The sequence below is a fragment of the Consotaella aegiceratis genome, from assembly GCF_036541425.1.
Taxonomy (GTDB): domain Bacteria; phylum Pseudomonadota; class Alphaproteobacteria; order Rhizobiales; family Rhizobiaceae; genus Consotaella; species Consotaella aegiceratis.
This window is the reverse complement of sequence record NZ_JAZHFT010000071.1, coordinates 1-12,170: the sequence shown is the minus strand read 5'-3', so window position 1 is coordinate 12,170 and position 12,170 is coordinate 1. Positions and strand designations below refer to the sequence as shown.

Annotated in this window: 12 protein-coding genes; 10 read left to right on the top strand and 2 right to left on the bottom strand. The window is 67.5% G+C overall.

All coding sequences use genetic code 11. The annotated features are described in order from the left end of the window. Positions 1-252 precede the first annotated feature (252 nt). The 3 genes from SMD10_RS23850 to SMD10_RS23840 all read left to right on the top strand — a co-directional run bounded on the left by SMD10_RS23850 (position 253) and on the right by SMD10_RS23840 (position 3,231). Positions 253-1,047: a DeoR/GlpR family DNA-binding transcription regulator gene (locus tag SMD10_RS23850; protein WP_331688243.1), complete on the top strand. Its 795-nt coding sequence runs from the start codon at positions 253-255 to the stop codon at positions 1,045-1,047. A 96-nt stretch (positions 1,048-1,143) separates the two neighbouring features. Beyond that, positions 1,144-2,124 carry a UDP-glucose 4-epimerase GalE gene (gene galE, locus SMD10_RS23845; RefSeq protein WP_331688242.1) on the top strand — a complete coding sequence of 327 codons (981 nt, stop codon included), beginning with the start codon at positions 1,144-1,146 and terminating at the stop codon, positions 2,122-2,124. A gap of 60 nt (positions 2,125-2,184) precedes the next feature. After that, positions 2,185-3,231 (top strand): UDP-glucose--hexose-1-phosphate uridylyltransferase, encoded by a 1,047-nt coding sequence (locus tag SMD10_RS23840; protein WP_331688241.1) that lies wholly within the window; start codon positions 2,185-2,187, stop codon positions 3,229-3,231. 166 nt (positions 3,232-3,397) lie between these two features. On the opposite strand, the gene SMD10_RS23835 is transcribed toward SMD10_RS23840, so the two are convergent. Both SMD10_RS23835 and SMD10_RS23830 read right to left on the bottom strand, forming a co-directional pair. Continuing rightward, a complete protein-coding gene (locus SMD10_RS23835) occupies positions 3,398-3,637 on the bottom strand; it encodes a hypothetical protein (RefSeq protein WP_331688240.1) in 240 nt (79 codons plus the stop codon). Positions 3,638-3,816: 179 nt separating this feature from the next. Next, the gene (locus SMD10_RS23830) at positions 3,817-4,605 is read right to left on the bottom strand and encodes a lipoyl protein ligase domain-containing protein (RefSeq protein ID WP_331688239.1); all 789 of its coding nucleotides are present in this window, start codon (positions 4,603-4,605) and stop codon (positions 3,817-3,819) included. A 304-nt stretch (positions 4,606-4,909) separates the two neighbouring features. Between SMD10_RS23830 and SMD10_RS23825 the strand changes: the two genes are divergently transcribed. The 7 genes from SMD10_RS23825 (at position 4,910) to SMD10_RS23795 (ending at position 11,947) form a co-directional block, all read left to right on the top strand. Continuing rightward, positions 4,910-5,521, top strand: a complete 612-nt coding sequence (locus SMD10_RS23825; RefSeq protein ID WP_331688238.1) for an alpha/beta hydrolase — start codon at positions 4,910-4,912, stop codon at positions 5,519-5,521. Between the two features lie 68 nt (positions 5,522-5,589). After that, positions 5,590-6,534: a ring-cleaving dioxygenase gene (locus SMD10_RS23820; RefSeq protein ID WP_331688237.1), complete on the top strand. Its 945-nt coding sequence runs from the start codon at positions 5,590-5,592 to the stop codon at positions 6,532-6,534. An 86-nt stretch (positions 6,535-6,620) separates the two neighbouring features. Beyond that, positions 6,621-7,055 carry a PPC domain-containing DNA-binding protein gene (locus tag SMD10_RS23815; protein ID WP_331688236.1) on the top strand — a complete coding sequence of 145 codons (435 nt, stop codon included), beginning with the start codon at positions 6,621-6,623 and terminating at the stop codon, positions 7,053-7,055. A gap of 163 nt (positions 7,056-7,218) precedes the next feature. Further along, positions 7,219-8,427, top strand: coding sequence for an ABC transporter substrate-binding protein (locus SMD10_RS23810; protein WP_331688235.1), 1,209 nt, complete (start codon positions 7,219-7,221; stop codon positions 8,425-8,427). 190 nt (positions 8,428-8,617) lie between these two features. After that, entirely contained in the window at positions 8,618-10,474 is a 1,857-nt protein-coding gene (locus SMD10_RS23805) for an ABC transporter permease (protein ID WP_331688234.1), read from the top strand. After that, complete coding sequence (locus tag SMD10_RS23800; RefSeq protein ID WP_331688233.1) at positions 10,471-11,253, top strand: ABC transporter ATP-binding protein; 783 nt, start codon at positions 10,471-10,473, stop codon at positions 11,251-11,253. The genes SMD10_RS23805 and SMD10_RS23800 overlap by 4 nt, the downstream gene beginning before the upstream one ends. Continuing rightward, positions 11,246-11,947 carry an ABC transporter ATP-binding protein gene (locus SMD10_RS23795; protein WP_331688232.1) on the top strand — a complete coding sequence of 234 codons (702 nt, stop codon included), beginning with the start codon at positions 11,246-11,248 and terminating at the stop codon, positions 11,945-11,947. Before SMD10_RS23800 ends, SMD10_RS23795 begins: the two co-directional genes overlap by 8 nt. The last annotated feature ends 223 nt before the right edge of the window (positions 11,948-12,170 follow it).

Sequence of the window (12,170 nt, the reverse complement as noted above, 5' to 3'; positions counted from 1 at the left end):
GTCGGGCTCCTTGTTGAAGAAGCCCGTCATGCTCTGCCCCTGCCGCACGACGCTCAATGCAGGCGCGACTTCGGCCTGTCTCCTCTAACCTCAACCGCGGGTGCCCTCCCGCGCAGCGGGTTCGTTCTTCGGCCCAAATCCGCTGCCCAAACCACCGCCGCCCGTCCTTCAAGCCTTGCCTGCCCCGCCGCCCCGCCGCATAAGGTCTTGCGCGGCCCAATCCCCGCGAATTCTGCGAAGGAGGCGCTTTCCGTGTCGTCGCTTCAGGCCACCTTGCGGCATCAGGCCATTCTCGAAGTATTGGGCGAGCGGGGGCAGGCGAGCGTTTCCGATCTGGCCGGGCGGCTCGACGTCTCGGCGGTCACCGTGCGCCAGGACCTGCGGGCGCTGGAGGCCGAGCGGCGTCTGGTGCGCACGCGCGGCGGCGCCTTGGCGCTGACCGATCCCGGCAAGGAACTGCCGCTGGAGGTCGCCTCCAAGACCCATGCCGGCGCCAAGCGGGCGATCGGCGCGGCCGCCGCCCGCCACGTGCACGACGGCCAGACGGTGATCATCGACGTCGGCTCGACCACCACGACGCTCGCCGAGCTCCTGCCCGGCAAGCGCAAGGGCCTCACGGTGGTGACCAACGGGCTCACCATCGCGCTGCTTCTGGAGCGCCATCCGGAGGCGACCGTGGTGGTGACCGGCGGCACGCTGCGGCCGCTCCAGCACGCTTTGGTGGCGCCGCTCGGCACGCTGCTGCTGGAGCGCGTCAACGCCGACATCGCCTTCATCGGCTGCAACGGCGTCGACCATCGCCGCGGCATCACCAATTCCAACATCGCCGAAGCCGAGATTAAGCAGGCGATGATCGCCGCCGCCCGCCGCACCGTCGTCCTCGCCGATCATTCCAAGCTCGGCACCGTGGCGACCGCCTTCGTCGCCGGCCTGGCGCAGGCCGACCTGCTGATCACCGACCGGGGTGCCGATCCGGCGATCGTCGACCGGCTGCGCGAGGCCGGGCTGGCGGTGGAGATCGCCGAAGACCCGGCAGCCGACGCATAAGCGTGCTTTCGAAAATTTTCTTTTTTCTTCTCTATCTTGCGATTGGCGGCAAAAGGGCCTAAATCTGCGGGCGAGGCAACAGGTGGAGTTCCTGCCATGGGCGACTCGGTTTTGGTGTGCGGCGGAGCCGGCTACATCGGCTCTCACATGACGCGGCTGTTGGCCGAGAACGGCTTCGACGTCACGGTTTTCGACAATCTGGTGAGCGGCCACCGCGAAGCGGTTCGAAACGCCCGCCTGGTCGAAGGAGACTTGGCCGACCGCGCCGCGCTGGACGCGCTCTTCGCCGAAAAGCGCTTTTCGGCGGTCTTTCACTTCGCCGCGCTGATCTCGGTTTCGGACTCGGTGTCCGACCCCGCCTCCTATTATCGCAACAACGTCGCGGGCACGCTGAACCTGCTCGAGGCCATGCGGGCGGCGGGCGTCGAGCGCTTCGTCTTCTCCTCCACCGCCGCGACCTACGGCAACCCGATCCGCACGCCGATCGACGAGGACCACCCGCTGGCGCCGCTCAACTCCTATGGCCGCACCAAGCGGATGATCGAGGAGGTGCTGGCCGACTACGCCACGGCCTACGGCCTGCGCTCGGTGTGCTTTCGCTATTTCAACGCGGCCGGCGCCCATCCGGACGGCACCATGGGCGAGGCGCACGATCCCGAAACGCATCTCATCCCCAACGTGCTCAGGGCGATCAAGGGCGACATCCCGGCGCTGCAGATTTTCGGCACGGACTACGACACGCCGGACGGCACCTGCGTGCGCGACTACATCCACATCCTCGACCTGTGCTCGGCGCATCTGGCGGCCCTCGGCTGGATGGACAAGGCGCCGGGCGCAGCGATCTTCAATCTGGGCAATGGCACCGGCTTCTCCAACCTGGAGGTCGTGAAGGCGGCGGAAGCGGTGACCGGCAAGCCGGTGCCGCACGGCTTCGGCGCCCGCCGCGTGGGCGATGCCGGCGTCCTCGTCGCCGACAGCCGGCGGGCCAGGGAAAGCCTCGACTGGTCCCCGCAATTCGCCGATCTCGCCACCATCGTCGAGACGGCGTGGCGCTGGGAACAGAACCGCGCCTATTGAGCGGCACCCGCCGGCTTCACCGGTATCCCGGCTTCATCGGTATCAATGACGAGCACCATCATGTCCGAGTTCGATCCGCGTGAGCACCCGCATCGCCGCTTCAACCCGCTGACCGGGGAGTGGGTGCTGGTCTCGCCGCACCGCGCCCGCCGGCCCTGGCAGGGCAGCCAGGAGAAGACGGCGCGCGAGGACAAGCCGTCCTACGATCCCGGCTGCTATCTCTGCCCAGGCAACACGCGCGTCACCGGAGACGTCAACCCGGCCTACAGCGACACCTTCGTCTTCACCAACGACTTCGCCGCCATGCAGCCCGACGTTCCGCTGGATGGCGGCAGCGAGGACGAACTGATGCGCCTCAGCCCCGTGAGAGGTACGGCGCGGGTGCTGTGCTATTCGCCGCGCCACGACCTGACGCTGGCGATGATGGACGATGCCGCCATCCGCAAGGTCGTCGATATGTGGGCCGAGCAGCTGACCGACCTCGGCCGGACCTATCGCTGGGTGCAGATCTTCGAGAACCGGGGCGCCGTCATGGGCAGCTCGATGCCGCATCCGCACGGCCAGATCTGGGCCGGCGACGCATTGCCCAACGAGCCAGCCAAGGAAGACGTCCGCCAGCGCGACTATTTCGCCCGGCATGGCCGCTCGCTTCTCGTCGACTATGCGGCTCGCGAGGCGGCCGAGGGCAGCCGCATCGTCGTCGAAAACGACGACTGGCTGGTGCTCGTGCCGTTCTGGGCGGTGTGGCCGTTCGAGACCCTGGTGCTGCCGCGCCGTCCCGTCCAGCGCATCACCGATCTGACCGAAGCCGAGCGCGACGGTCTCGCCGACATCCTGCGGCGCCTGACCATCCGCTACGACAATCTGTTCGAGATCGACTTTCCCTATTCCATGGGCTGGCACGGCGCGCCGACCGGCCCGGACGCGGGCGACGCGCCGCACTGGCAGCTGCACGCCCACTTCTATCCGCCGCTGCTGCGCTCGGCGACGGTGAAGAAGTTCCAGGTCGGCTACGAGATGCTGGCCGAAGCCCAGCGCGACCTGACGCCCGAGCAGGCCGCCGAACGCCTGCGCTCGCTGCCCGAGGTCCGCTTCGACCGCGGGTGAGCGGAAGCGCGTGATCGGCAGCGTGACCTGACCGCCGGTCCGCGCCGCCGAACCCGATGTCGGGACTTTGGCATTCGCGCGACGGTATCGGAGGCCGGGGCGGGGTCCGTCGGTCGCAGCGCGCCGGGCAATAGCCAATAGCCCCTAAGCTCGGACTTCTGCCCCGTCAGTGCGAAACCGGCTTGGCCGGACCGGGGACGGCGTCGCCGCCCAGCTTTGGCTTGCCCGCAGGATCGGGCCAGACCGCCGGAATGATGCCGTCCGAATGGCCGGGGGTTTGAGAGGCCCCGGCCTCGGCATAGCCGCAACCCGCGCTTCTCCAGAACATCAGCGGTGCCGCCCAGCTCGCGACATGGCCGGCGACGGGACCGAGAGCGGATAGGTGGGGCTTGGACGTGGGGCTCATGGCAGCAGTTCCGAAGGCGGATACGTTACGGCAACGCACGCGTGCACCCAAGGGGTCGCCGGATCATGCACGCCAAGTTAGCGCAGTCGTGCGCCGCGGCCTTTGACCTTCGTCAACTGCCCCTCGTGTCGCAGCCTGCTGGCGATGCCGGAACGGCGGGCTCTCGCCTCTGCCGACGATCAAATGCCGATTTCGCTCTGCAGGGTCGAAGTAGCCGGATCGTCCGTCTGTGATGCCGGCTCGGTCGCCGTTTCGTAGCGGCGAGTGGCAACTGACCGGGCGATGTGCGCGCCGAGGTCGTGCATCAGCGTTTCGTTCGTCAGGCCGTGCTGCGGCAAGGCTGCGGCGACACTCCCCATGGCTTCCGCGCGGCATCGTTGGCTGCCGCCGGCGGTGCGATAGAAGAGATTATTGATGCGGGCCAACTCGTTGCGATCCTCGTCGACCACGAGGGTCACCGCCGTGGTGGCGTCGAAGCGCCCGCCGCGTTGGCGCCAGTGCTGCGACAGGCCACCCACCTTGCGGCCGCCAAGCGACATGTCGAAACGGCCTGGGCAGAAGGCCTCTGGCTGAATGCCGGTGGTCGCGCGAAGGCCGAAGGCGGCCAGGCCGTCGTTGAGGCGGTCCACCAACTCCATATAGAGGGCTTCGGTCGTCATCCCCGGCCGAACCGTGCGGGCGAGGGCGACCTGCAAGGTGCCCGGCGATACCGGACAGGCCGCGCCGCCGCTACGACGAATGAGCACCGGCCAGCCCTCCTGGCGCAGGGTCTCGGTCGCCTGGGCGAACCGCGGCAGCCGGGTGTCCAGCCGTCCGACGATCAGAGCGCGCGGCGCGCGCCAAAGCAGAAGCGCCGGCCGATCCTCGGAGACGATGGCCTCGGCGAGGTGTTCCTGGCGATGCAGGCCGAGATCGGCCGTCGTGAAGTCTTCGATCAGTCCCGGTAGGCCGGCCTGATGCTGCGGCATGGATAGGTCCTTGAATGGTCGAATGCCTGTCGCGGTCGTGAATCGATCGGCCCGACTCGGTCCGCTCATCTACTACTATGGCAGCCTTATCACGAGAAAAGCCACATCATTGATTTGAATAGGAAAATGGTCAGGAGGCGGATGCTGTGAAAGAACTGTCGGACAGAATGCGGGTCCGGCAGCCGACGCAGGACACACTGTCAACGCTTTGGAACCTTCGTAAACTCTGAAAAGCGTCCCAATTAAGACTTCTGCGAGGATCGAATGCCGCTGCGAGCGGCGTTTGCTTCGAACGAGGTTTGCCGTGCCCGCACTGTCCTTCCAGCATCGCTTCGAACTGGCCAGCGCGGCCTCGCGGCCACCGCTGCTCCTCCTGCACGGGACCGGCGGCGACGAGACCGACCTGATCCCGCTCGGTCGCACGGTGTCGACGGGCGCGGCTTTGCTCTCGCCTCGCGGTCCTGTGCTGGAGGCGGGCATGCCGCGCTTCTTTCGCCGTCTGGCGGAAGGCGTCTTCGACGAGGACGATGTGCGGAAGAGAGCCGGTGATCTCGCCGATTTCATCGCCGAGGCTCGTTCTGCCTACCGTTTGGAGGCGCCGATCGCACTCGGCTTTTCCAACGGTGCCAATATCGCGGCGGCGCTCTTGTTGCTGCGACCAGACGCGTTGTCCGGCGCGGTCTTGCTGCGGCCTATGGTGCCGCTGCAGGCGCCGCCCGCGGTCGACCTCTCCGGCAAGCCGGTTCTGATGCTGTCCGGTACCGCCGATCCGATCGTGCCGCCGGACGATCCGGCGCGCCTCGCCGCTTTTCTGAGACGGGCTGGGGCCGACGTGCGGCATGAATTTTGTCCCGCTGGCCACGGCCTGTCGCAGGCTGAAATTCCTCTCATCCGCGACTGGTTGGGTGAACGATGACCCGCCGTCTTCGCGGGCACGCTTCGCCCAGACCGTTCGTTCCCGAAACTCTGACGGGGGATCCCGCCATGCAACTGACCGGCATTCATCATCTCACCGCGATCACCGCCGATGCGCCGCGCAATCTCGCCTTCTACACCGACACGCTGGGGCTGCGCCTGGTGAAGAAGACAGTCAATCAGGACGACGTCTCGGCCTATCACCTGTTCTACGCGGACGGCCTGGCCTCGCCGGGCAGCGATCTCACCTTCTTCGATTGGCCCGCGGCGCGCGAGCGGCGCGGCACTCATTCGATTGTCCGCACGGCGCTCCGGGTCTCCGGCCAGGCGACGCTGCAATGGTGGCAGACACGGCTGGAGCGGGCCGGCGTGGCGCACCAGGGCATCGTATTGCGCGATGGCCGTCTGGTGCTCGACTTCGAGGATTTCGAGGGGCAGCGCCTGACCTTGATCGACGACGGCGGAGCGGGCGAGGCCCATCCGTGGGAGAAGAGCCCGGTGCCCACAGCCCATCAGATTCGCGGTCTCGGCCCGATCACCATCAGCGTCCCGGCGCTCGCGCCGACCGCCGAGGTGCTGACCCGTCTGATGAACATGAGCGAGACGCGGGTCTATCGCATGGCGGACGACGCCGACGTCGTGGTTCATGTCTTCGAGATGGGCGAGGGTGGGCCGGCGGCCGAATTGCATGTCGCGGTCGAGCCCGAGCTGCCGGCGGCTCAGCAGGGAGCGGGCGCCGTCCATCACGTCGCCTTCCGCATCCCGGACGAGGACTACGAGGCCTGGGCGGCGCGGTTGGACGAAGTGCGGCTGCCATCGAGCGGTCCGGTCGATCGATTCTACTTCCGCAGCCTCTATTTCCGCGAGCCGAATGGCATCCTTTTCGAGATCGCGACGGACGGACCGGGCTTCGCCACCGACGAACCGCTGGAGGCTCTGGGTGAACGTCTGGCGTTGCCGCCGTTCCTGGAGCCGCGGCGGGCCGAGATCGAGGCCGGACTGAAGCCGCTCTGACTTACGGGCCGCATCCGTTTTGCCAGGAACCGAGGCCTCGGCCCCCGTGTTCCGGTCAGACCTCATGCAAAGCGAAAGGATGCGTCATGCGATCGAAGCTCCTTCACGAGGATGCCGGACAGCGGACCTTCGTCGTGGTGCTCGAGACGGGCGACGAAGTGATGGAGAGCCTGCAGAGGGTGGCCGAGACGGAGAATCTCTCGGCCGCCCAGATCACCGCGATCGGGGCGTTCAGCGATGCGGTGCTCGCCTATTTCGACTGGGAGACGAAGGAATACGGGCACATTCCCGTCGAGGAGCAGGTGGAAGTCGCCTCGCTTGTCGGCGATATCGCTCTGGCCGACGGCAAGCCCGCTCTTCACGTCCATCTGGTGCTTGGCCGGCGGGACGGGAGTGCGCTCGCCGGCCATCTCGAAAAGGCGCATGTCCGCCCGACGCTGGAGGTGGTGATCACCGAGTCGCCCGCGCATCTGCGCAAACAGAAGGATCCGGAGACCGGCTTGGCGCTCATCAGGCCGTAGCCCGAGGAGGCGGATGCCGTTATGGACCCAAGCCTCGGTCGGTTTCGACGCTCGACAGGGGCGCTCAGGCCTTGCGTGGATCGTTGCAGGATGCTTTCTGACGGCCTGTCGATTGCGGTCGTCGAAGACGGGCCGAACGAACCACAGCAAGAGGACCTTCCGCATGATCCTGAGGCGTACCTTGCTCGCGGCGATCGCCGCGACGGCCGCTTTGCCGTTTCTGACCGCCCCGACCCTGGCCGCCGATCCGATCAAGCTCGGCGAGATCAACAGCTATACGGGTCTGCCTGCGTTCACGGTGCCCTACAAGAAGGGCTGGCAGCTGGCGCTCGACCAGATCAACGCAGCCGGTGGTATCGACGGTCGCCCGCTCGAGGTGATCAGCCGCGACGACAATGGCCAGCCGGCCGACGCCATCCGCGTCGCCGAGGAGCTGGTCGCCAGCGATCGCGTGGCGATGATCTGGGGGGGATATTTCTCCAATATCGGGCTCGCGCTCTCCGATTTCGCCAAGCAGCGCAAGGTGCTCTACCTCGCGACCGAGCCGCTGACCGACGCGCTGGTCTGGTCGCAGGGCAATCGCTACACGTGGCGGCTGCGGCCCTCTACCTTCATGCAGGCGGCAATGCTCGCCGAGGAGGCCGCCAAGCTCGACGCCACACGCTGGGCGACGATCGCGCCGAACTACGCGTACGGCCAGGATGCGGTCGCGGCCTTCAAGTCCGAACTCAAGCGGCTGAAGCCGGAAGTCGAGTTCGTCGAGGAGCAATGGCCGACCCAGGGCAAGATCGACGCCGGCTCCACCGTGCGGGCGCTGGAGGCGGCGAAGCCCGATGCGATCTACAACGTCACCTTTGCCGGCGATCTCGCCAAGTTCGTGCGCGAGGGCGACATTCGCGGCCTGTTTGACGGACGCGACGTGGTCAGCCTGCTGTCGGGCGAGCCGGACTATCTGGAGCCGCTCGGCGGCGAGGCGCCGGAGGGCTGGATCGTCACCGGCTATCCCTGGTACGGCATCGACACGCCCGAGCATCAGGCCTTTCTGAAGGCCTATGAGGACAAGTACGGCGAGCACCCGATGACCGGCTCCTTGGTCGGCTACAACGCCATGCAGTCGATCGCTGCGGCCTTGAAGAAGGCGGGATCGGCCGATCCCGACGATCTGCTGGCGGCGATGGAGAACCTGGAGGTCGACGCGCCGTCGGGCACCTTCCACTTCCGCGCCGCCGATCATCAGGCGACCATGGGCGCCTGGGTCGGCAAGACGGCGCTGAAGGACGGCGGCGGCGTCATGGTCGACTGGCACTATGCCGACGGCGCCGATTATCTGCCTTCACCGGAAGAGGCCGCGGCCATGCGCCCGGCGGAGTAGGGGCGGGGCTATGGGCCGCGCGATCGGCGGCGCGGTCTGTTCGCCGCCCTCAGCGCTTTCCGCGACACGTCATCCCGGCTCAAGGTCGGGATGACGAGGGAAGGGCCAACATTTATGCTCATCGTCATCGTCCCTCAGACCGTCTGACGTAAACCACTCCCGATCTCGCCATCACAGGAGACATCTGCCGATGGGCTTTGCCTTCGCCCAGTTGCTGACCGGGCTCGCAAACGCCTCCTCGCTGTTCTTGGTCGCGTCTGGCCTGTCGATCATCTTCGGGGTGACGCGGGTGGTGAATTTCGCACATGGCTCGCTCACCATGCTGGGCGCCTATCTGACCTATTCGCTGGTCACGCACCTGCCGTCCGGCGTCTTCGGTTTCTGGGGCTCGATGCTGCTGGCGCCGCTCGCCGTGGCGCTGATCGGCGGCGTCGTCGAGGTGCTGGTCCTGCGTCGCATCTACCGGGCGCCAGAACTCTTCCAATTGGTCGCGACCTTCGGCATCGTGCTGATCGTCGCCGACGCCACTTTGGCGATTTGGGGCGCGGAGGATCTGCTCGCCCCACGCGCGCCCGGCCTCGGCCATGCCGTGCGCATCCTCGGCGAGCCGGTGCCGCAATACGACCTCCTGCTGATCGCCGTCGGGCCGCTGGTGCTGGGGCTGATCTGGCTCGTCCTGCATCGCACTCGCTGGGGCCTGTTGGTGCGCGCCGCCACCGCCGATCGCGAGATGGTGGGGGCGCTCGGCGTCGACGAGGCGCGCCTGTTCACCGGCGTCTTCATGCTCGGCTCGTTTCTGGCGGGCCTGGGCGGTGCGTTGCAGACGCCGCGCGAAGTCGTCAGCCTGTCGATGGATCTCGGCGTCATCGCCGAGGCTTTCGTCGTCGTAGTGATCGGCGGCATGGGCAGCGTCACCGGCGCCTTCGTGGCCGCGGTGATCATCGGCGTGCTCAACGCCTTCGGCATCCTGGTGCTGCCGACGATTGCCATGGTTCTGCCCTTTTTGGTGATGGCGGTGGTCCTGGTGATCCGCCCGCACGGCCTGTTCGGCCGGCCCGAGATGGAGGCCGGCACGCAGACGGCGCCCGAAGCGCCGCTGCAGCCGCTCGGTCGACCGGCGCGCCTGCTCCTGCTCGTCGGTCTTGCTCTCCTGGCCCTATCGCCGCTGGTTCTGCCGACCTACGGACTGGTGCTGGGCGTCGACTTCTTGATCGCGGCGCTGTTCGCCGCCAGCCTGCATCTGATGATGGGCGTCGGCGGCATGATTTCGTTCGGCCACGCCGCCTATTTCGGCCTCGGTGCTTATGGCGCGGCGCTCGCCTCGGCGCGCCTCGGCCTGCCGATGCTCCCCTCGATGCTCGTCGGCGTCGGCACCGGCTTCCTCGGCGCGCTTCTCTTCGGCTGGCTCTGCGTGCGGCTGTCGGGCGTCTATCTCGCCATGCTGACGCTGGCCGCCGCACAGATCGTCTGGTCTGCGGCGATGCAGTGGCGCGGCCTGACCGGCGGCGACGACGGCATCCTGAGCGTCTGGCCCGACGCCTTCGCCAGCTCCCGCACCGCCTATTTCCTTCTCACCCTTGCGGTGGCGACCGGCGCCTTGGCGCTGATCCGGCGCATCGCCCATTCGCCCTTCGGCTACGCGCTGCGGGCGACGCGCGATTCCGCGCTGCGCGCAGAGGCGATCGGGCTAAATGTCACTCGCCACCGCTGGGCCGCCTTCACTCTCGCCGGCAGCTTCGCGGCGCTCGCCGGCGCGCTCTTCGTTTTCGCCAAGGGCAGCGTCTTTCCCAACGAACTGGCGATCTCGCGCTCGGTGGATGCGCTCGTCATGGTGCTCCTCGGCGGCATCCAGGCGCTGTCCGGGCCGATCCTGGGCGCCACCGTCTTCACGGTGATCGAGGACTGGATCAGCCGCTTCGACTATTGGCGTTTCATCTTCGGCCTGATCATCCTCCTCGTCGTGGTCGCCGCGCCGGACGGCATCGCCGGCGGGCTGAAACGGCTCGCCCTATGGACCGGCCTTGCCAGAAGGCGGGCAGGCCGATGACCGCGCCGCTTTCAGTCCGCAACCTCACCAAGCGCTTCGATGCCCTCGTCGCGGTCGACGACGTGTCGTTCGACCTTCGCGAGGGCGAGGTCCTGGCGCTGATCGGGCCGAACGGCGCGGGCAAGAGCACCTGCTTCAACATGCTGAACGGCCAACTCCGCCCGACCGCCGGCTCGATCAAGCTTTTGGGCCGCGAGATCGCCGGCCTGCCGCCGCGCAAGATTGCGCGGCTCGGCGTCGGGCGCACCTTCCAGATCACCGCGACCTTCGCCTCCATGACGGTGCGCGAGAACGTGCAGATGGCGCTGATCGCGCAGCGTCGCCGCGCCTTCGATCCGTGGTCTCGCGCCAACCGTTTCCAGACCGAGGAGGCCGATCGGCTTCTCGCCCTGGTGGCACTTTCCGACGAAGCGGAGCGTCCATGCGCCGAACTCGCTTATGGTGACCTGAAGCGCCTGGAGCTCGCCGTGGCGCTGGCCGGCAGCCCGCGCCTGCTGCTGATGGACGAGCCGACGGCGGGCATGGCGCCCGCCGAACGCCATGCTCTGATGGAACTGGTGGCGAGGATCGTCCGCGAGCGGGCGATCAGCGTGCTCTTCACCGAGCACGACATGGACGTGGTCTTCGCCTTCGCGCAGCGGCTCCTGGTGCTCGATCGCGGTCGGCTGATCGCCGAAGGCACCCCGAAGGAGATCCGCGAGAACGCAGAGGTCCGCGCGGTCTATCTCGGCGGCGCTCCGGTCGCGCCCGCGTCGGCCGAGGCGCCCGCCGATGCTTGAGGTCGAGGCCATCGACGCCTTCTATGGCGAGGCGCATATCCTGCATTCCCTCTCGCTTCATCTCGGTCCGGGCGAGGTGCTGGCGCTCGTCGGGCGCAACGGAGCGGGCAAGTCGACCACGCTGAAGGCGATCATGGGGCTGGTACCGCCGCGCCGCGGCCGGATCGTCTTCGAGGGCAAACCCATCACTGGCCTGCCGCCGCACAGGATCGCCCGGCTCGGCATCGGCTACGTGCCGGAGGACCGCCGCGTCTTCCGCGATCTGACGGTGGCCGAAAACCTGGAGGTCGGCCGCCGCCCGCCGGCCGACGGCCGGCGGGCCTGGACTCCGGACCGCCTCTTCGAGCTCTTTCCGAACCTCGCCGAACGGCGACGCCATCGCGGCGCGGAGATGAGCGGCGGCGAGCAGCAGATGCTGTCGATCGCCCGCACGCTGATGGGCAACCCGCGCTGCCTCCTGCTCGACGAGCCCTCGGAGGGGATAGCCCCGGTCATCGTCGAAGACCTCGCGCGCGCCATCGTCGAGCTGAAAGGCGAGGGCCTGTCGATCCTGCTCTCCGAACAGAACCTCGCCTTCGCCGCCGCCATCGCCGACTGCGCGGCCGTCATCGAAAAGGGCGAAATCCGCTACGAGGGTGCGTTCTCCGCCTTCATGGCCGACCCGACCATTCGCGAGCGCTATCTGGCGGTGTGAAGGGGGCGTGCCGTGTCAGGGCGGCACCGGGCCGGAGAACGAACCGGCATTCGAAGGTGTCGGCTTACCATCCGAGAATGCATCGCCCTGGTCGTTATACCGCTGAGCGGATGATCTGACTCTGGCGTGATTTGCGTGGCTTCGGCGACCGTGATTCCTTCGTACTAGATGCGACGAGGGAGATGCGGATGGCGTTGGAGATCAGCGACAGATATTCGGCAGG